General features: G+C 69.8%; 20 protein-coding genes. 11 read left to right on the forward strand and 9 right to left on the reverse strand.

The window, feature by feature from the left end; all coding sequences use genetic code 11:
• Positions 1-4 precede the first annotated feature (4 nt).
• Genes KY572_RS23480 through KY572_RS23490 form a run of 3 tightly spaced genes read left to right on the forward strand, consistent with a single transcriptional unit; the run spans position 5 to position 2,767 of the window.
• Positions 5-649 carry a hypothetical protein gene (locus KY572_RS23480; protein WP_224245177.1) on the forward strand — a complete coding sequence of 215 codons (645 nt, stop codon included), beginning with the start codon at positions 5-7 and terminating at the stop codon, positions 647-649.
• Positions 621-2,342, forward strand: coding sequence for a tetratricopeptide repeat protein (locus KY572_RS23485; RefSeq protein WP_224245178.1), 1,722 nt, complete (start codon positions 621-623; stop codon positions 2,340-2,342). Before KY572_RS23480 ends, KY572_RS23485 begins: the two co-directional genes overlap by 29 nt.
• A complete protein-coding gene (locus KY572_RS23490) occupies positions 2,339-2,767 on the forward strand; it encodes a MerC domain-containing protein (protein ID WP_224245179.1) in 429 nt (142 codons plus the stop codon). The genes KY572_RS23485 and KY572_RS23490 overlap by 4 nt, the downstream gene beginning before the upstream one ends.
• 3 nt (positions 2,768-2,770) lie before the next feature.
• Here KY572_RS23490 and KY572_RS23495 read toward each other — a convergent pair whose 3' ends face one another.
• From KY572_RS23495 to KY572_RS23525, 7 genes are all read right to left on the reverse strand, one after another.
• Positions 2,771-4,252 carry a hypothetical protein gene (locus KY572_RS23495; protein WP_224245180.1) on the reverse strand — a complete coding sequence of 494 codons (1,482 nt, stop codon included), beginning with the start codon at positions 4,250-4,252 and terminating at the stop codon, positions 2,771-2,773.
• Positions 4,253-4,348: 96 nt separating this feature from the next.
• Positions 4,349-5,209, reverse strand: a complete 861-nt coding sequence (locus tag KY572_RS23500) for a metal ABC transporter permease (RefSeq protein ID WP_407659989.1) — start codon at positions 5,207-5,209, stop codon at positions 4,349-4,351.
• The gene (locus tag KY572_RS23505; protein WP_224245182.1) at positions 5,202-6,002 is read right to left on the reverse strand and encodes a metal ABC transporter ATP-binding protein; all 801 of its coding nucleotides are present in this window, start codon (positions 6,000-6,002) and stop codon (positions 5,202-5,204) included. Before KY572_RS23505 ends, KY572_RS23500 begins: the two co-directional genes overlap by 8 nt.
• Complete coding sequence (locus KY572_RS23510) at positions 5,989-6,834, reverse strand: hypothetical protein (protein ID WP_224245183.1); 846 nt, start codon at positions 6,832-6,834, stop codon at positions 5,989-5,991. The genes KY572_RS23505 and KY572_RS23510 overlap by 14 nt, the downstream gene beginning before the upstream one ends.
• 2 nt (positions 6,835-6,836) lie before the next feature.
• Positions 6,837-7,757 carry a metal ABC transporter substrate-binding protein gene (locus KY572_RS23515; protein WP_224245184.1) on the reverse strand — a complete coding sequence of 307 codons (921 nt, stop codon included), beginning with the start codon at positions 7,755-7,757 and terminating at the stop codon, positions 6,837-6,839.
• A 24-nt stretch (positions 7,758-7,781) separates the two neighbouring features.
• Positions 7,782-9,149: a zinc-regulated TonB-dependent outer membrane receptor gene (locus tag KY572_RS23520; protein ID WP_224245185.1), complete on the reverse strand. Its 1,368-nt coding sequence runs from the start codon at positions 9,147-9,149 to the stop codon at positions 7,782-7,784.
• 68 nt (positions 9,150-9,217) lie between these two features.
• A complete protein-coding gene (locus KY572_RS23525) occupies positions 9,218-9,598 on the reverse strand; it encodes a hypothetical protein (RefSeq protein ID WP_224245186.1) in 381 nt (126 codons plus the stop codon).
• A 191-nt stretch (positions 9,599-9,789) separates the two neighbouring features.
• Here KY572_RS23525 and KY572_RS23530 point away from each other — a divergent pair, with 191 nt between their 5' ends.
• The 6 genes from KY572_RS23530 (at position 9,790) to KY572_RS23555 (ending at position 15,954) form a co-directional block, all read left to right on the forward strand.
• A complete protein-coding gene (locus KY572_RS23530) occupies positions 9,790-10,134 on the forward strand; it encodes a Rieske (2Fe-2S) protein (RefSeq protein WP_224245187.1) in 345 nt (114 codons plus the stop codon).
• A 98-nt stretch (positions 10,135-10,232) separates the two neighbouring features.
• Positions 10,233-10,790, forward strand: a complete 558-nt coding sequence (gene folE, locus KY572_RS23535; RefSeq protein WP_263451944.1) for a GTP cyclohydrolase I — start codon at positions 10,233-10,235, stop codon at positions 10,788-10,790.
• Positions 10,787-12,217 carry an FAD-binding oxidoreductase gene (locus KY572_RS23540; protein WP_224245189.1) on the forward strand — a complete coding sequence of 477 codons (1,431 nt, stop codon included), beginning with the start codon at positions 10,787-10,789 and terminating at the stop codon, positions 12,215-12,217. The genes folE and KY572_RS23540 overlap by 4 nt, the downstream gene beginning before the upstream one ends.
• 224 nt (positions 12,218-12,441) lie before the next feature.
• Entirely contained in the window at positions 12,442-13,194 is a 753-nt protein-coding gene (locus KY572_RS23545; protein WP_224245190.1) for a sigma-70 family RNA polymerase sigma factor, read from the forward strand.
• 160 nt (positions 13,195-13,354) lie between these two features.
• The gene (locus tag KY572_RS23550; protein WP_224245191.1) at positions 13,355-14,092 is read left to right on the forward strand and encodes a tetratricopeptide repeat protein; all 738 of its coding nucleotides are present in this window, start codon (positions 13,355-13,357) and stop codon (positions 14,090-14,092) included.
• Complete coding sequence (locus KY572_RS23555) at positions 14,089-15,954, forward strand: AMP-dependent synthetase/ligase (protein ID WP_224245192.1); 1,866 nt, start codon at positions 14,089-14,091, stop codon at positions 15,952-15,954. Before KY572_RS23550 ends, KY572_RS23555 begins: the two co-directional genes overlap by 4 nt.
• Positions 15,955-16,079: 125 nt before the next feature.
• Here the strand turns inward: KY572_RS23555 and KY572_RS23560 are convergent, their stop codons facing one another.
• Together KY572_RS23560 and KY572_RS23565 are read right to left on the reverse strand one after the other, a co-directional pair.
• Entirely contained in the window at positions 16,080-16,322 is a 243-nt protein-coding gene (locus KY572_RS23560) for a twin-arginine translocase TatA/TatE family subunit (protein ID WP_224245193.1), read from the reverse strand.
• Positions 16,323-16,396: 74 nt separating this feature from the next.
• A complete protein-coding gene (locus KY572_RS23565) occupies positions 16,397-17,377 on the reverse strand; it encodes a sensor histidine kinase (RefSeq protein ID WP_224245194.1) in 981 nt (326 codons plus the stop codon).
• Positions 17,378-17,606: 229 nt separating this feature from the next.
• Here KY572_RS23565 and KY572_RS23570 point away from each other — a divergent pair, with 229 nt between their 5' ends.
• Together KY572_RS23570 and KY572_RS23575 are read left to right on the forward strand one after the other, a co-directional pair.
• Positions 17,607-18,005, forward strand: coding sequence for a response regulator (locus KY572_RS23570; RefSeq protein WP_224245195.1), 399 nt, complete (start codon positions 17,607-17,609; stop codon positions 18,003-18,005).
• Between the two features lie 66 nt (positions 18,006-18,071).
• Complete coding sequence (locus tag KY572_RS23575) at positions 18,072-18,398, forward strand: SCP2 sterol-binding domain-containing protein (protein WP_224245196.1); 327 nt, start codon at positions 18,072-18,074, stop codon at positions 18,396-18,398.
• Positions 18,399-18,470: the final 72 nt, after the last annotated feature.

Here is an 18,470-nt window from a genome sequence, read left to right on the forward strand (position 1 = left end):
GGCGATGACACCGACCCTGCCTCTCACGCTTCCCCTGGAGCTTCGCCGGGATGGGGAGCGCCTGTTCGAGATCTCCATGTGGTGCCTCGGGCGGGATGTGAACCACCCGGAGGGCAACCTGCTGCTGCGGCGCGGGCTGTCGCGCGAGCGCCCGCCCGAAGGACAGAAGGGCGGCAGCGTGTACACCGGCTCGCTGCCGGGAGGCGGGGTCCTCAAGCTGTGGGCCTTCGGCGCGCTGTGCGGCGACAGCGACGAGTCCATCTACATCCGGCGGGATGGCTTCACGCCGCTTCGGGTGGACAGGGCCCTCGTGAGGTGGCCCGTCTTCGAGGCGGAGGCGCTGGGCTCCGCGCAGGCTCCCAGCACGCCCGAAGAGCAGCGGCTGTGCCGCGCCGCCGTGGTGACGCTGTCGGAGTGGATGGGCGGGTATGAGGCGTGGGTGGCGCGGGAGGTGGGGCTGTCGTGGCGCTCCGCGTGCTTCGCGGAGCGTCGGAAGGCGCCCCCCGTGCAGGTGGGGGAGCTGGCCGATGCGTGGTGGCGGATCGCCGCGCGTGCCCGCTCCCTGGATTCCGTTGTGAACGACTTCACCGCCCCTGCCGTTGGGGGCATGAGAGGACCGCATGCTGGCGCGACTGCTGCGAACCGATGAGTCTCCCTTGTTCTCCCGGGGTGCCTGGGACGAGCTCCCGGACGCCGAGCTGCCCACGCCGCCACTTCGCGAGGGGCTGGGGAGCGCCCACCTCCCGGTGACGACGAAGGTCCCGCTGGCGCAGGCGTACTTCGATCAGGGGCTCCGCCTGCTGCACATGGGGTGGGGCGCCGAGGCGCGCCGGGCCTTCGCCGAGGCATCGCGGCAGGATCCGAGCCTCGCCATGGCGTGGTGGGGGCTGGCCCTCGCGCGTGGTGCCGGGGGACGGTTCGCCGCCGATCGCGCCGAGGCCATCCGCAAGGCGCTCGCGCTGTGCGAGGGCGCCACGGATCTGGAGCAGCGCTACATCGTCGCGGCGAGCCTGCTGGCCGACAAGGGGCCCTCCAACGGGCGCCATGCCTTCGTGCGGGAGATGGAGAGCCTCATCGACTGTCACCCGGAGGATCCGGAGGCGCGACTGCTCCTCGCGGGGTTCCTGATGGACGGGTACGAGGCGGATGGCCGGCCCTGCGCGGGGCAGCCTTACGCGCAGGTGCTCTTGAGGGAGCTGCTTCGCACGCATCCGCACCATGAAGGGGTCCACCTGGCCTGGGTCACCTCCATGCTGGGCAGCCGACGTCCCAAGGAGGCCTTGGACAGCGCGCTGCGGCTGCTCTCGCTCGGCGCTCGGGTGAGCCCGTACCTGGTGGGGGCTGGCCGGCTGCTGATGCGGCTGGGGCACACGGAGCAGGCGCGCACGGCGCTCCAGCTGGCGATCGAGGCGGATGACGCGTGGGTGGCCGAGCAGTCGCTGCCCGTGAATGCGGCGCCGCTCGCCGCGGAGGCGATGCGGCTCCTCGTCTCCGTCTGCGCCGAGGCCGGACAGTACCGGGAGGGGCAGATCTGGGCACGTCGTCTCCGCAACCGGGTGGAGGTTGCGGGGGACAGCCAGGCGATGCTGCTGGCGACGTGCACCCTGGCCAGCCTGCACCTGCGCTTCGGCTTCTGGCGGGCCGCGGCGGAGCTGCACGCGGAGCCGTCCGCGGACGCTCCTCCCGCGGAGCGCGGGCTGCTCGAGGGGCTGCGCCGCTACACCCGCGGGCTGAGCGCCCTGGAGGCGGGTCGGCTCGTGGAGGCGGAGCGCGCGTGCGAGTCGCTCGATGCGATGCACGGGCCGCTGAACGAGGAGCGACGGGCGGAGAGTCACCTGCTCTGTCCTCGCGATGTGGCGCGGCTGGTGGAGGTGGCGGCGGACGAGCTGCGCGGCGCCCTGGACGCCCGTCGAGGAGATCCCGCCCGAGCGGAGGCCACCCTCATCCGGGCCGTCCGTCTGGAGCGCCGCCTGCGAGCGGCCGGGCCCGCGCCGTTCTCCCGGCCCGCCAGGGAGACGCTGGCCCGGGTGCGCATGCGCTTCGGCCGGGAGGAGAAGGCGCTGGAGCTGGCCGAGGAGTTCGCGGCGGAGCGGCCGGGCAGTGGCCACGCGCGCTTCCTGGTCGCCGAGGCCCGGGTGGCGCTGGGGCGCTTGCCGGAGGCCGTCTCGGACTTCACCGCCTTCCTCGAGTGCTGGCGGGAGGCGGATCCGCACCTGCCCGAGCTGCAGCGGGCCCGGGCGTTCATGGCGGGGCGGGGGCGCCACCTGCGCGTCGTGAGCTCCGAGATGGCGGTGGATGAGGGGCCGATGCTGCTCCGCGCCCGAAAGCGGGTGTCCGGTTGAGCTCCGCGCGTTTCGCATGGGACTGGGACCGGGCGGGGCAGGCGCTCTCCGCGCTGTGCATCGTGCACTGCGTGGCGCTCCCGCTGGTGCTGGGCTTCCTGCCTTCCGCCGCCGCCGAGCTGCTGGAGGGGGAAGCGGTCCATCGCGGGCTGCTGGCGTTCGTCGCGGCAACCGCGCTCGCCGCCTTCGTGCCGGGAGTCCGCAGGCACCGCCGCGGCTCCGTGCTGGTGCTCGCGGCGGTGGCGCTCGGGCTGCTGGCGAGCGCGGGCTTCCTGCTGCCCGAGGACGGGAGCGGGCTCACGGAGGTGCTCGAGACCGGCCTGACGCTGGGCGGGGGCGTGCTGCTGGCGTCGGCTCACTGGCGCAACCGGACCTTGTGCAGGGCCTGCTGTGAGCCCGCTGCGAGGCCCGCCCCCGCTGCCTGAGGCTCAGCGCTGGGGGCGCTCGGGCGGGGTGGGGACGCCCGAGGAGGGCGGCAGCTCGTGGCCTTCCAGGGCCGTGGCGGGCAGCGCCGGGGAGAGCGCGCCCACGTAGAGCAGCCCGTGGTAGCCCTCGTCGGTGGGCTGGGAGAAGAGCGTGACGTACGGCGTCTGCCCGGGAGGCGCGGCCACGCGCTCGGTCGGCGCGGCGGCCACCACGGTGCACACCAGCTTCGCAGCCCGGTTCAGATCGCAGCCCCAGCGCTTGCCTCGGGCATAGCTCAGGTCCAGCACCAGCAGGTTCGGCTCGCTGCTCACCAGCCGCTTCGCCATGGGGACGAAGTCGCGGTCCCACGGAGTGCCCTGGACCACGCGCGTGTGCGTGTTGCCCGCCAGGACGATGAAGAGCTCGTCCGGATGCGCCTTGCGGCGTGCGGCCCACAGCTCGGCCAGCCTCGCGTCACGCTCGGTGCCGGTGGCCTCCTCCGTGTCGTAGGCCACCACGGTGACGAACAGGCCATAGGTGCGCAGCGAGCGCATGCGGTCGATGAGATCCATGATGGCGCGGCTGCTGCGTCCATCCTGGTAGGGCCGGCGCCAGAACAGGCCGCGCAGCAGCTCGTCCTGGTCGGACGGAGAGCCGGGGCTGGCCAGGTAGCGGTTGATGCGCCCCTGCTCGGTGCGGGGGATGGACAGGCCCAGGACCACGGACAGGCCGGTGCTGGCGGACTGGCACGCCACGTCACCCACGACGGCGGGCGCCTCCCGGCTGCCGAGCTGCTCGCCGATCAGGATCGTCCGCCCGGGCTGGAGGAGCTGCGTCAGGCCACGCACCTGCTGGGGGCAGGGTGACACCTCCGTGTTCCGCGGCTCCCCCTCGGTCCTCCAGCGGTCGAGGTAGAAGTCCATGGAGCGGAGCTGGGCACGGTCGGGCTCGGGCGTCACGTCGCGAGCAACCACCTCGATGCCGGCGCTGGCCTCCAGGCGCGCGGTCAGCTCCTTCTCGATGACCAGGTCGCGCGTGCCCATCATCGTGCCCCGGTCCTGGTTCTGCTTCTCGATCGGGTTGCGCTCCTGGGACGCGAAGTCGGTGTGCTGGTACTGCATGAACTTGTAGAGCTGGGGCCGCTGCTCGCTGTTGTTGCTGATGTTCGTCCGGATCATCTTGAAGACGCGGACCACGGACTGCCGGGGACCGACCTGGAGCCCGTTCACCATGTAGCGGTACTGGATGTCGTTGCCCCACTGATTGCTCGCGAGCCTCGGCGCCGACCAGGTGGTGAGCAGCATGTGCGGATCCTCGGTCTGCTCGAAGGAGTAGCCCTTCTCCGCCAGCAGCTTGCGCGTCTCTTCCAGGGCCTCGCCCACCGGCTTGAGGAAGACGTGCTCGTACTTGGGTGCCGCGGGCCCCGACACCGAGTCGGGCACGGTGTTCCGAGCACAGGCGACCGTGAGCGCAAGGATGCAGGTCAGCAGGACTCGCTGCGGCAAGATCGCTCCAGGGGATGGGGGCATACCCCTGGAACGCTCCGTGAGCGGGCGCATATCGGCTCACTCGGGAGGCCGCCAGCGAAACGGCCGTGGGGCTCAGAGCCTGGGACTGACGAGGACGCGCAGGCCGCGGATGCTCACGGTGAGGAGCACCAGGGCGCTCGAGAGCACCGTCTGGGAGCCGCCGACGGGGAAGTCATAGAAGAAAGCGAAGAGATAGCCCCCCACGCCCGCGATGATGCCGCCGAGCGTGGCCAGCAGGAACGTCCACCCCAGCTTCAGGTCCAGCACCAGCGCGGCGATGGCCGACAGCGTGGAGAAGGCAAACACGGGCAGCGCGCCGAGCGCCCGGGCCGACACGCCCACCATGACGCCGATGGAGACCATCACCACCGCGTCCAGCAGCCGCACCGGCAGGCCCTGCACGCTGGCGCCAATCCGGTCGAAGCTGGCGAAGGTGATGCCGCGGAACCACCACAGGTGGATGACGAGCACGAGGACGCCCACCACCGACACGCCGGTGAGCTGCTCCGGCGTCACCAGCACCGCGGTGCCGAAGAGGATGCCCTGGATGTCATGGGCCTCCTGGGCGATGCGGTCTCCCACGAGCACGGCCGCGCCGCCGGCGAACGCGAAGGCCAGGCCGAGCAGGCTCTCGCGGGTGAGCTTCAGCTTCGCGGGCTCCATCATCAGGAGCAGCGTCGCCAGCAGGGACAGCCCGGTGGCCCCCAGCGTCGGGTTGATGGAGATGCCCAGGTGGATCTCCGCGAAGAAGGCGAGCGCCACGCCCAGGCCCGCCGCGTGGGTGGTGGCGGCGCTGACGAACACCATGCGCCGCAGCACCACGTAGACGCTCAGGAAGCCGAGCACGCCTCCGGCGATCAGGGCGCAGAGGATGGGGTCGCGGAACAGCTCGAAGCTGGCCTGGAACTGCTCCCACTTCGAGGGCTCAACCATGGACGTGTCCAAGGTGGCCTCCCGTGGTGGCGCGAGTGCAGTACTCGTCACCGTACTGGTGACGGAAGGCGGGGTGGCAGAAGACCGTCTTCGCGTCGCCGGCGATGACGGCGGGAGTCTCCCGATCCAGGAAGACCATGGTGTTCGCGTGCTCGGCGGCCAGGGTGAGATCATGGCTGACCACCACCACGGCCATGTTCCGCTCGCGCGCCATCCAGACCAGGCGCTTCATGGTCTCCTTCTCGGCCACGGCGTCCATGGCGGCGGTGGGCTCGTCCAGCAGGACGAGGTCCGCCTCGCTGGCGATCACCCGGGCGAGCAGTGAGCGCTGCTTCTGCCCCTCGGACAGATCGCGGTAGGGGCGGTTGGCGAACTCGCGCGCGCCGGCGGTGTCGAGCGCGGCCTCCGCGAGCTTGCGGTCCTGCCGCGAGGCGAAGGGGTTGAGGAAGTTCCAGCCCGTCAGCCGGCCCCAGAGGACCATCTCCCGGGGGCGCATGGGCAGCACGGAGTCGATGCCCACCGTCTGCGGCATGTAGGAGCACTTCAGCAGAGGCTTGTTCTTCACGACGCGGCCCGAGACGGGCGGCAGCATGCCCAGCAGCGTCTTGAACCAGGTGCTCTTGCCCGAGCCGTTGCGGCCCACCACGGAGATGAAGCTGCCGCGCCGGATCTGCAGGTTGAACGGGGGCAGCAGGGGCGTCTCTCCGAAGCCGACCGCCAGCTCCTCGCACGACAGCAGCAGCTCGGAGCTCGGAGCCGGGGCGGCCGGCTTGGAGGGATCATCGGCCTTCACGCTCTACCTCCACCTTGGGGGCCAGCTCCGAGAAGCTCTCGAGGAGCCGGGTACGCGTCGCGGCATTCTCCGAAGCGTTCAGGTCCACCGTGCCGTTCGGGCCTGGCGTGGCCGCCGCCCAGTTCACGGGATCGAAGACGGTGGGCGTCAGCTCGAGCCCCAGCGCCATGACGACTCGCGGGGCGTTCGCTCGGTCCGAGGGAACGTCGAGCTCCGCCGTGAGCACCGCGACCGGCTCGGCGGAGGGGTTGGCCTGGGTGAGCTCGAGCCGGAAGGGGCGCTCGCCCTCGAAGCGGGGCGGGGCGCGCCCATCGCGCACGGTGCCCTCGAGCCGCAGCGCCGTGAGCGTCCACCGGCCGCTGGACACGGTGATGCGGGGCAGCTCGCAGTCTGGCTGGCACTCCAGCTCGCGCGTCTCCGGGGCCAGCAGATCCAGCTCGCCCACGGGCAGGGTGGCGACCGTCGTGGCCGCGGCGCCTCCTCCGGCCAGCTCGGCGGCGACCTGGTCATAGGGAATGAGCGCGCCGTCCTCCCGGTCGCAGTGCCCGTTGTGGCAGATGGTGTAGCCCGGCGGAGGGTTGGACGGATCGAAGGTGGTGGGGCCGCTGGCGCCAGCGTTGCCGAGCAGCTCGATGCGCTCCAGCCGCATCCGCGCGGTCATCACGCGCACCTGGAAGTCGGAGCTGAGGCGCTGGTAGCCGTCTCCGGCGTCGCGGCCGGCGATCGGTGTGTACGCGGCGCGCAGGGAGGGCTGGAGCACGGCGAAGCCCTCTCCGGCCTCCCAGGCACAGGCGGTGGACAGCAGCAGCGGCAGGAGGAGATGGGCGCGCACGCTCAGCCCCCCTTCGGCGCGAGGGCCTGCTCGATGGACTTCACCAGCCGCTCCATGCGCTGGACGTACGTCTCGCCCTCGCGGAAGTTCGAGCCGCTGGGGAGGGTGGCGAGGCCGGCGGGGATCTTCGCGGCCAGGAGCTTGGAGGTGGCATCCGGGTAGTACTCCTCCTGGACGATGAGCCGCGCCTTCTGCTGGCGGCCCTGGGCGAGCACCCTGGCCACGTGGCCGGGATTGGGCGGGATGCCGGGCTTGGGCTCCAGGTACGCGACGGTGGTGAACCCCAGCCAGGAGCTCAGGTAGGCCGTCGTGGGGTGGTACGCGATGACTGGCATGCCGCGCAGCGCGCTCAGGCGCTTCTCCCAGCCGGCCCGGGCCGCATCCACCTCGGCGATCAACTTGTCCAGGTTCGCCTTGTAGAGGGCGGCGTTCCCCGGATCGAGCCGCGCCATCTGCGCCTGGATGCCGCGCGCCACCGCCACGGCCGAGCGGGGATCATGGAGGTAATGAGGGTTGCCGCCTGGGTGGATGTCGCCCTGGCTGCGGTCGACGCGGACGGTGGGCACCTCGAGCAGCTGCACGAACTGGGAGGCATCCAGGAAGCCCGGGTTGCCCGTGAGGATCTTCGGGTTGCGCGCGCCGAGCTGGAGCGTGGGCAGCCAACCGATCTCCAGATCCAGGCCCACGGTGATGAGGAGGTCGGCCTTGTTGAGCGCCAGGGCGAGGCTGGGCCTGGCGTCGACGAAGTGGGGATCCTGCGAGGGCAGGACCAGCGCCGTCACCGTGGCCTTGTCGCCACCCACGGCCTTGGTCAGGGCGGCCAGGTCCGGCACGGTGGTGACGATGTTGAGGTCCGCGCGAGCGGGCAGGGCGAGGAGGCAGACGAGGGCGGCGCACAGGGCCGAGAGACGCAAGGAGTTCATCGGAAGGTCTCCAATGGAAGGGGATCAGAAGGTGTGAGCGCCATGCGCGCCCACGACGGCTTCGAGGGTGAGGAAGACGGAGTAGTCCGGCCCGTCCCGCCAGCCGGCGCGATCGGTGGCCGCCTGCAGCCGCAGCCGGGAGAACTCGGTGGGCCAGAAGGTGAGGTTGGCGGAGAGGCGGTGGCGGTTGGACAGCCAGTCCGGATCGAGTGGATCGTTGGAGAGGGCGCCGTCCTGGCCGCGCGCGGGCGAGCCGAACTCGTAGCGCGCGGCGGTGGCCCAGCGCTGGGTGAAGCGCCAGAGGACCTGGGCGTAGCCGTTGACGTCGCCGAGCACGTCGTTGGGAACCTGCCGGCGGCGGTAGAGCAGCTCCGCCTGCAGGGAGACGACGGTGTTGCTGGCCACGGTGGTGGGCCGGTACTTGAGGTAGAGGTCCGTGCCGAAGACGTTGGTGTAGTTGCGATAGCCCGTGGCGTTGGGGCCCGCCGCGGAGGACAGCCCCCACAGCAGCGACAGATCGTCCGAGAGCTCGAAGAACTGCTTCACCGCTCCGGTGAACGCGAAGTCCAGGGGCGACACGACGCGGCCGCCACCACCGCCCAGGAAGCTGCGCGCGGTGGCCTCGCCGCTGGCGTCCGTGGCCGAGCCCACCAGCTCCACGTACCAGGGCAGCGGCGTGAGCCAGGACACTTCCAGGCCCAGGCCCGCGCCGCCCTCGGCGCCGAAGACGCGCCCGATGGCGAAGGGCTGATCGGCGAAGTCCCACGAGTGGGGGTGCGTGGGGTTGATGCGGCCGAAGCGCGTGAGGAACTGGCCGGCGCGCACCTGCAGGTTGGCGGGCAGATCCAGCGTGGTGACGTACACCTCCTCGATCTCCACGCCCGCCGGAGCGAAGACGATGTTGCTGTCGAAGCGGAAGTAGGGGTCCACCACGCTGCGCACGCTCAGCTCGAGCTGCTGGAAGTTGAACCCGTTGGTGTTCGGGTCATGCCCGCCCTGCTGCAGGGGCTCCTCGGCGGTGAAGGCCGCCAGCGCCATGTCCACGATGAAGCTCAGGTCGAGCCACTGGTTGTTGGTCCCCACCCGGACCGAGCCAGGCGAGACCTGCACGCCGGAGGTCGCGGGGGCCGGCGTCGGGGTGGCGGCGGCGGCATCCCCCTTGTCCTTGCCCAGGGCGGCCTCGATCTCGGCCATCTCCTCCGCGCTCAGCTCCTCGCCGGTGGAGGTGCCCTCGGCGGCGGGCGGGCTCGCGTCGGCTGGAGGAGGGGACGCAGCCGGAGGAGGACTCGCGGCGGGAGGCGCCTGCTGGGCCGTGGCGGGCAGGGCACACAGCCAGAGCAGACAGGGAGCGATGCGGATGAAGCCGGAGGTCCGGCGTGAAGCGGATGGCACTCTGAGACTCCTCGAAACCGGACGCTCGTGACACGAGCGTCAACCCAGAACTGGCGCGCTACGGGACGCTAGGCGCGCGCCGGCGGCGACAGCTTGGGAGCGGTGGCGAGGATGGGGACGGAGGAGAGGGACCTGGGCGGCGCGGTGGCCAGAACGCTCGTGCCCACGCACGCCGCAAGCACCAGCATCGTCTCGGGGGCCTGGGCATCACTGCGCGTGCTGGCCGTCTGCAGCGGGCACGTGTCGTGCGTGGAGCGCAGCGAGTCGACGTCCGCCTCGGCGCGAAGGGCGGAGAGCACCGGCGCGCTGCTCGAGCCGTGAGTCTGCCACTGCCCCGAGCCGCGCGCCGTCTCCTCGAAGGTCTGGTGCTCCGGGCAGAAGCGGTGCGCGTGCTCCCGGGAGTGGAGGACCGTCACCAGCGGCTGCACGATCCACAGCGCGACGAGCATCGTCGCGAGGAGGCTTCGGGGTGCAGGGGTGGGAGCGATCATCGAGGATGATGAGGTAGCTTGACTGCTCTACTGACGGACTCCAGAGGTGTCAAGGCAGGGACGGGCAGGGGCCAGCCCCCATTCAACCAGCCTCCCATCGTGTTTCTCGATGGGATGGTCATCGCGGACCCGGTGTTGGAGATCCACTCGTGGAGAGACAACCTTCGCAGCAATACATTCCGGTGGCCCGGCTCGCGGAGCTCGACTCGCGGGGCCGGACCGTGGTGCAGGTGGAGGGGGCTCGGGTGGCCATCGTCCGTGTGGAGGGCGAGCTGTTCGCCTTCCAGGATGCCTGCCCCCACCGGGAGGGCTCGCTCTCCGAGGGAGACCTCGAGGGGTACGTGATGCACTGCCCCCTGCACGCCTGGCCCTTCGATGTGCGGACGGGCCTGTGTCCGATCATCCGAGGCGCCCGGATCCGCACCTATCCGCTGCGCGTGGTGGGTGAGGAGATTCAGGTCGCGCCGTTCTCGGGTAGCGTGTCGCCCCCCTGATGCCGTCACCGAACGAAGGAGCACCATCCGTGGCCAACTCCCGAGCCTCTCGCCGCCAGCCGCGAGCCACTCCGTCCGCCGCCCCCGACGTGGCCGCCATGGCCACCGCGGTGAGGGACTTCCTGCTCGCCGCGGGCCTGTCGCTCGCGGACGAGAACCTCGCTGGAACGCCGGAGCGGGTGGCCGAGGCGTGGGCGAAGGAGTTCCTCGACGGCTACGCGCGCACGCCCGAGCAGGCGCTCGGGGAGACCTTTCCGGGCCCCGAGGACTCCTCGGGCGAGCTGGTGGTGGTGACGAACCTGCGCTTCCGCTCCATGTGTCCGCACCACCTGCTGCCCTTCGAGGGCCGGGCGCACGTGGCGTATGTCCCCGGCAAGCAGGTGGTGGGCTTCGGGCGGCTCGCCGCGCTGGTGGACTGCTATGCCCACCGCCTCATCCTCCAGGAGGAGCTCGCCCGGCAGGTGGCTGGCTCGCTCGCCCGGGTGCTGGGCAGCCCCGCCACCGCGTGCATCATCGAGGCGAAGCAGGCCTGCCTGCGCCTCCGAGGCGACCAGCAGTCGGACGCCATCACGCACGCGGAGGCCTACGAGGGGCGCCTGCGCAAGGATGGAGCCCTGCGCCGCGAGCTCTGGACGCGGCTGGGGATGCCGCGATGAGCATGCCCTCCGAGAAGACCTTCCCGCGCGTGGAGCTCGAGCGGCTCGAGCGAGCGTGGACGGCGCTCCTCGAGGTGCTCTCCCCCGCGCAGGTGCGCCGCGACGACGACACCCGCGCGCAATACTCCCGCGACGAGTCCGACAGCGGCGTCTACCCGCCGGACATCGTCGTCTTCCCCGAGAGCGCGGCGCAGGTCTCGGCGGTCTTCAAGACGTGCCAGGCGCTGGGCGTGCCCTTCACCCCTTGCGGCGCGCGCAGCGGCAAGAGCGGAGGCTCGCTGCCCCTGCGAGGCGGCGTGTCGGTGAGCCTGGAGCGCATGAACCGCATCCGCTCCGTCTCCGTGGAGGATCTCACCGCCGTGGTGGAGCCCGGTGTCCTCACGGGCGACCTCATGAAGGCGGTGGAGGAGGCAGGGCTCTTCTACCCGCCCGATCCGAACTCGTGGGAGTTCTGCACGATGGGCGGCAACGTCGCGGAGAACGCGGGCGGCCCCCGAGCGCTCAAGTACGGCGTCACGCGCGACTACGTCGTCGGCCTGGAGTGGGTGCTCCCCAGCGGCGACATTGTCCAGGTGGGCCGGCGCACCATCAAGGGCGTGGCCGGCTACGATCTCGTGGGCCTCTTCGTGGGCTCCGAGGGCACGCTCGGCGTGGCCACCGAGATCACCCTCCAGCTCATCCCCAAGCCCCGGCACGTGATGACGGCGCTCGTCATCTTCGACTCGGTGCTCACCGCGGCGCGTGCCGTGACGGCGGTGCTCGCCGCGGGCATCCTGCCGCGCACGCTGGAGCTCATCGACGACGTGGCCCTGAAGGCCGTGGACGGCCGGGGCTTCCACTTCCCGCCGGGCGCCGGCTCCGCCGTCATCCTCGAGGTGGACGGCAACGTGGAGGAGGGCCTGCTGGCCGAGCTGGCCCAGGCCGGAGAGCTCTGCGAGCGCCTGGGCGCCACGCAGACGCTCGTGGCCCAGAACGAGGAGCAGCGCGAGAAGCTCTGGGCTGCCCGACGGAGCGTGTCCAGGGCCCTGCGCGCGCTCAAGCCTCACAAGATCTCGGAGGACATCGCGGTTCCGCGCTCCCGTATTCCCGAAATCATCGAGAAACTCAAAGCCATGGGTGCCGAGCTCGGCCTCATGGTCGCCACCTACGGGCACGCTGGAGATGGCAATCTTCACGCCAACATCCTCTACGAGGGGCCCCACCAGCGCCCACTCGTAGAGACGGCTATCCGACGCATGCTCGAAATGACGGTGCAGCTAGGTGGCACGATCACCGGCGAGCATGGGGTAGGACACGCCAAGCGGGAGTACCTGGCCCTGGAACAGCCCCCGGCCGTGCTCGAGCTCCAGCGTCGGCTCAAGGCCTTCTTCGACCCATCAGGCCTGCTCAATCCCGAGAAAATGTTTCCCGATCCCAAGCGTTTCTAGAGACGCGGCAGCACTGGAAACGCGCGCCGGGCCCCCCACGTCTCAGGTGTCCCCAGGTCCCATGGAACACCCAAACGTGACGGCCCTGTCACACCCGCTAACAGGCGAAAAAATTCCCGCACTGGAATGAGAAACCCTTTCGCTCGTTGCGCGTCTTAGTAGCAAGTCGGCGCGTTCGGGAGTGACAGCGCGTCGAGAGCATCTCGGAACGGAGGTCGGGAATCATGGCCAACACGACAAAGTATGCGGCAGAGGGCCTGTCGCACTATCTGCGTCACCTCGGTGGGCACCAGCAGCTCACCCGTGAGCAGGAATACGAACTGGCGAGAAGGGCGCGCAAAGGTGAGGAGTCGGCTCGGCAGACCCTGGCGACCTCCAACCTGGCGTTCGTGGTCGCCGTCGCCAAGAAGTTCGCCAACCGAGGCGCCCGGCTGGATGACCTCATCCAGGAGGGCAATGTCGGTCTGATGAAGGCGATCGAGCACTTCGATCCCAAGAAGAACGTGCGCTTCGCCACCTACGCGGTGTGGTGGATTCGCGCCTACATCACCCGCTACCTGAAGGACAACCGCAGCCAGGTACGCGGAGGTGAGTCCGAGCGCGGCAGCATGGTGGACTTCTCCCTGGACGCCTCGATCGACGAGGAGGGAGAGACGACGTTCCTGGACCGGCTGGAGGACGCCGGCCCGTCGCCGCAGGACGTGTTCCTGTCGCGCGAGCAGAACGTGGAGGTGCAGGAGGCCCTGGCCAAGGTGCGCAAGCGCATTGGCGATCTGGGGTGGGACATCCTCCAGGAGCGGCTCACCCAGGACAAGCCGCTGACGCTGGAGGAGCTGGGTCAGCGCTGGGGCGTGTCGCGTGAGCGCGTGCGCCAGGTGGAGCTGAAGACGAAGAGCTTCCTCGAGCGCTACCTCTCCGCCTTCAACCAGGACGAGGAGAACGAGGACGCCGAGAATCTGGCCGCCGACGCGGCCTGAGTTCCTTCCCTCCCCCTCCTTCCGCGAGCAGGGCGGTTCCCCGGACATGGCTTCCGGGGGCCGCCCTTCTTGTTTTTCTGGGCTTCCCTCTTCTCCGACGCGACCCGACATGGCAGGTCGGGTTGCTGGCGGACGAGAGCGCGTGTTAACACCGCCGCCCATGCGCTTGATTTTCCTTGCCCTTTCCCTGCTCGTGGCCGTCCCGGCCCACGCGGCGGCTCCCGAGCTGCTGGCCAGCCTGGACGCGCTGCTCGTGAAGCGGGGGGAGCCGGCCGCCCTCAAGGAGCTGGAGGAGTCGCTCAAGAAGGAGCTGCAGGCGGCTCCCGAGGACTACGAGCTGCTGTGGCGCTCGGCGCGCCTGCTGGTGTGGCAGGCGGATGGGGCGGGCGAGAAGCTGAAGAAGGTGCTCGGCAAGCAGGCGTGGGACGCCTGCGAGAAGGGCGTGAAGCTGGCCCCCCAGCGTGTGGAGTGCCAGTACTACGCGGCCGCGGGCATCGGCGTGTACTCGCAGGCGGTGGGCATCATGCGGGCGCTCAAGGACGGCCTGGAGGGCAAGTTCAACGAGCGGCTCGACGCGGCCATCCAGATCGATCCCGGCTTCGAGAGCGGCGGGCCCTGGCTGGCGAAGGGTCGCTACCACTACGAGCTGCCCTGGCCGAAGCGGGACCTGGCTGAGTCCGCGAAGTTGTACGAGAAGGTGATCGCGAAGTATCCGGGCAACCTGCGCGCCTATTATTACCTGGCCGAGACGCTGCTGGCGGACGACAAGGCGCAGAAGGCCCAGGAGGCGATCCAGAAGGTGAAGCAGGGCAGTATTGCGTACGACCCGCCGGAGGGCCGGCGGGTTCAAGAGTGGGCCAAGTCGGTGGAAGCGAAGATCGCGAAGGAGCTGGAATGAGAGCGGAGAGTCATATGCCGATGTCAGCCCCTGCCACTGGGGCTGCGGCGAAGAACCTGGTCGAGCTGCTGATCCAGCGTGCCCAGGAGTCCTCGAAGGTTTCCGTCACCCACAAGAAGGACGGGAAGTGGCAGGACACCTCCTGGGGAGAGGTGCTCCAGCAGGTGAAGACGCTGTCGGAGGGCCTGCTGGCGCACGGCGTGAAGCCCGGCGACCGGGTGGCCATCTTCGCCGGCACCTCGCTGCAGTGGCTGGTGTGCGATCTGGCCGTCTCCGCCGCGCAGGCCGTCACCGTGCCCATCTACTCGTCCAACACTCCGGACGAGTGCAAGTACATCCTCAACCACTCGGAGGCCACGCTGCTCTTCGTGGACAGCGACGAGAAGGACGCCAAGCAGGCCGGGCGACTTTCGCGCATCCGCCAGCGGCTGGCGGACTGTCCCACGGTGAAGAGCGTCGTCGTCTTCGAGGGCGATGTCTCCGGCGACCGGGAGATGAAGCTCTCGGAGCTGATGGCCAAGGGCCAGGAGGCGCTGAAGGCGCGTCCGGGGGCCTTCGAGGAGCGCGCCCAGGCGGTGAAGCAGGATGACGTGTGGGGCTTCGTGTACACCTCGGGCACCACGGGCGATCCGAAGGGTGTGATCCTCACGCACGGCAACTGGGCCTACCACGCCGAGGCGGCGCGGAAGATCGGCCTGATGGAGCCGAATGACTCGGTGATGCTGTTCCTGCCGCTGGCGCACGTGTTCGCGCAGGTGGTGAAGGCGGCGTGGCTGGGCATGGCCTACCGGCTGGTGATCGCCGAGTCGGTGGACAAGCTGCTGGCCAACCTGGCCGAGACGCGGCCGTCGGTGCTGCCGGCGGTGCCGCGCGTCTTCGAGAAGGTCTACAACAACGTGGTGGCCAACGGCTCGGCGGCGCCGGGCCTGAAGGGCAAGCTGTTCCGCTGGGCCTTCTCGCTCTTCGACGAGTACGCCGAGGCGCGCATGCAGGGCCGCGAGTACAGCTCGCTGGGCTTCTCGCTGGCCAAGGCGCTGGTGTTCAACAAGGTGCGCGCCACGCTGGACGAGAAGCTGGGCGGCAACATGCGCCTGTTCGTCTCGGGCGGCGCGCCGCTGTCGCGCAAGATCGCCTACTTCTTCGATCTGCTCGGCTTCAAGGTGCTCGAGGGCTACGGCCTCACCGAGACGTCCGCGCCCTGCAACTGCAACCGGCCGGAGAAGATCAAGATCGGCACGGTGGGGCCGGCGCTGCCCGGCACCGAGATCAAGATCGCCTCGGACGGGGAGATCCTCGTGCGCGGCCCATGCGTGATGAAGGGCTACTACAAGAACCCCACCGCCACCGCCGAGGTGATGGAGCCGGACGGCTGGTTCCACACCGGCGACATCGGCGAGCTGGACGCGGATGGCTGCCTGCGCATCACCGACCGCAAGAAGGACATCATCGTCACCGCGGGCGGCAAGAACGTGGCGCCGCAGAACCTGGAGAACACGCTCAAGACGTTCCCGCTCATCAGTCAGGCCATGGTCTACGGCGACCAGCGCCCGTTCCTGGTGGTGCTCATCACCGTGGCGGAGGATCCGGCGCGCAAGCTGCTCAAGGACAAGGGCATCGAGCCGGGCGCCTACGCGGACCTGGGCAAGCGGCCGGAAGTCCGCGCCGCCGTGCAGGAGATCATCGCCAAGGTCAACGAGGAGCAGCCGCCCTACAGCACCCTCAAGAAGTTCGAGATCATGGACAGCGACTTCACCCAGGAGAGCGGTGAGCTGACGCCGACGCTCAAGGTGAAGCGGAAGTTCTGCAGCCAGAAGTACGCGGCCACCATCTCCAAGCTGTACGAGGGCAAGAGCGCCGACTGAGCCGCTCCGGGCCCGGGGAGCTCCCCCGGGCCCACGGCCTGCCGCTTCCTGAAACGACGACGCCCGGCCTCACCTCGGAGTACGAGGTGGGTCGGGCGTTCACGCCTGCGGCGAGGGTGGGAAGCTCAGCTCTGCGGGGTGGCCGACTTGGCCTGAGCGCTCTGGTCCACCGTGGTGGCGCTGGCGAGCGTCCCATTCTGGGGCTTCTTCTCCTCGGGAGGCGGATCGTTGTCGCTGCTGAAGCCGCGCTTGAAGTTCTTGATCGCGCTGCCCAGCGAAGCGCCCAGCTGCGGCAGCTTCGTGCCGCCGAACAGCAGCAGCAGCACCGCGAAGATGATCAACAGCTCTGGCATCCTGAGACCGCCCATTCGACCGCTCCTGGAAGTAAGCCCGACCAGCATACCGGTCAGAGGGGCGGCTCGCCAGTGACTCGGAAGGGGATTCAGGGCTGGGCGGCTGCTGGAGGGGCAAGTTCCCGGGAAACCCCGCCCGGGAGCGTCAGGAAGAGGGTGGTCCCCGTCGCATCCGTCTCCACTCCGACACTTCCCCCGTGCACCTCCACCTCCTGGCGGGCCAGGTGCAGGCGCAGCGGGTCCTCCAGCTTCTTCTCCCGGAAGGCGCGCTCCTCGTGCTGGAACACCAGCGCGGAGTCCTCCTCGGACAGGGGCAGGCCCTCGCGCCGCACCTCGATGCGGATCCCCGTGGCCTCCGGCACGGCGCGCACATGGATGTACTCGTCGGGCTGGGCGCGGCTCAGCTGGTGCAGCACGAACGCCTCCACCGCGTGCTGGATGCGGCCCCCGTCGATGTCCACCAGCGGCAGGGGCGCGTGTCCGTCCAGCACCACCGCCACCCCCGCCGTCTTCGCCGCCGTCTGGTGGCGCTCCACCGAAGCGGCGAGCAGGGGCTCGAGCGGCTGCCGCTCCCGCTCGAAGGACAGCGAGCCAAGCTCCGCGCGGCTGGAGTCGAAGAAGTCCTGCGAGAAGGAGAGCGCCCTGTCCGCGTTGCGCAGGATGGTCTCCAGCCCGCGCTGCGCCTTGGGCTCCAGCGGAATGCGGCCGCTGAGGAGCATGGCGGCATACGAGCGGATGTTGGCCAGCGCGCCCCGCAGATCATGCGAGGCCAGGCCCAGGTAGCGCACCCGGTGCTTCGTGGACTCCTCGGTCTGCTCACTCAGTGTCCAGGTCCACAGCAGCCGCGCGCCATCCTCCAGGGGCACCTCGCCCACGCGCAGGGCCGTGCCGCCGCGCTCCCAGACGTCATCCGTGCCGGCCCGGGGACGGAACCCGGCCAGCTCCAGCAGATCCCCCGCCGACTCGATGAAGGGCGGGAACGCCTCGAGCCCCAGGTGCTCGAGCAGCCAGGGGCTGAGCAGGCGAGGGGGCCCCTGCCTTGGCAGCAGGACGAGCCCGGGAGCTTCCATGGTACCGCCTGCTCCTCGCTCCCTCTGGCCCATCTCGCCACCCTCCAGGTTCCGACGGATCACGGGAAAGGGTGGGGCGGGACTGTCGGTTTTGCAACGGGCCCCCGCTCGCGGGGGAGCGCCACCACTTTCTTGCGCCGCAGGTGGCTGAAATCATGGAGAATCCTCCGTCGCATTCTCGGGAGAAGACTTTCTGGCTCCGTCCAACACACAGCCCAGTGGTTCGACCGTGATCCTGGTCGTCGACGATGATCCGGACATCCTGGAGGCCCTCTCGGAGATTCTGGAAGCCGAGGGCTTCGAGATCCGCCGCGCTCGCAACGGGAAGGAGGCGCTGGAGCGGCTCGAGCCGGATCCTCCGCAGCTCATCCTCCTGGACCTGATGATGCCGGTGATGGATGGCTGGGAGTTCGCCCAGCGCATGCGCCAGAAGCCGCCCGCCATCTCCAGCATCCCGCTCATCGTCCTGAGCGCGGACCGCAACGTGGGCAGCAAGGCGCTGGACATCGGCGCGGTGGGCCACCTGGCCAAGCCCTTCGAGCTCAATGATCTGCTCGAGATGGTGCGCCGCGCGCTCAAGGGCTCGCCGTCCACGCCCCAGGCCACGAAGGAACCGCCACGGGCTTGACCTGCCAGGGCACGGACACTACGGTCCGCCCGTCGTTGATTCGTCAATCAAAACCAGGAGGGACCCATGACGGCGAAGGACATTCTCGAGACTGAGATTCCCGGCGTGCTCAAGCAGAAGCCGGAGCTGGCCAAGGACATCAACGCGATCATCCACTTCAACATCACCGGGGACACCGGTGGTACCTGGACGCTGGACCTGACCAAGGACTCCGACTGGGTCTCCACCGGCGCCAACGGCACCGCGAAGATGGCCATCACCTGCAGCGGCGAGGACTTCGTGAAGATCCGCCAGAAGCAGCTCAACCCGCAGATGGCGGCCATGCAGGGCAAGCTCAAGTTCAAGCCCATGGACATGGGCCTGGCGATGAAGCTGGCCAAGCTGCTGTCGTAGTCCCCGCTCCTGTTCGCGGCACCCCAGCGGGTGCCTTCACCGCGGCGCGACCTCCCACCGGGGGCCGCGCCG

The organism is Hyalangium gracile (assembly GCF_020103725.1).
In the GTDB taxonomy this organism is placed as follows: domain Bacteria; phylum Myxococcota; class Myxococcia; order Myxococcales; family Myxococcaceae; genus Hyalangium; species Hyalangium gracile.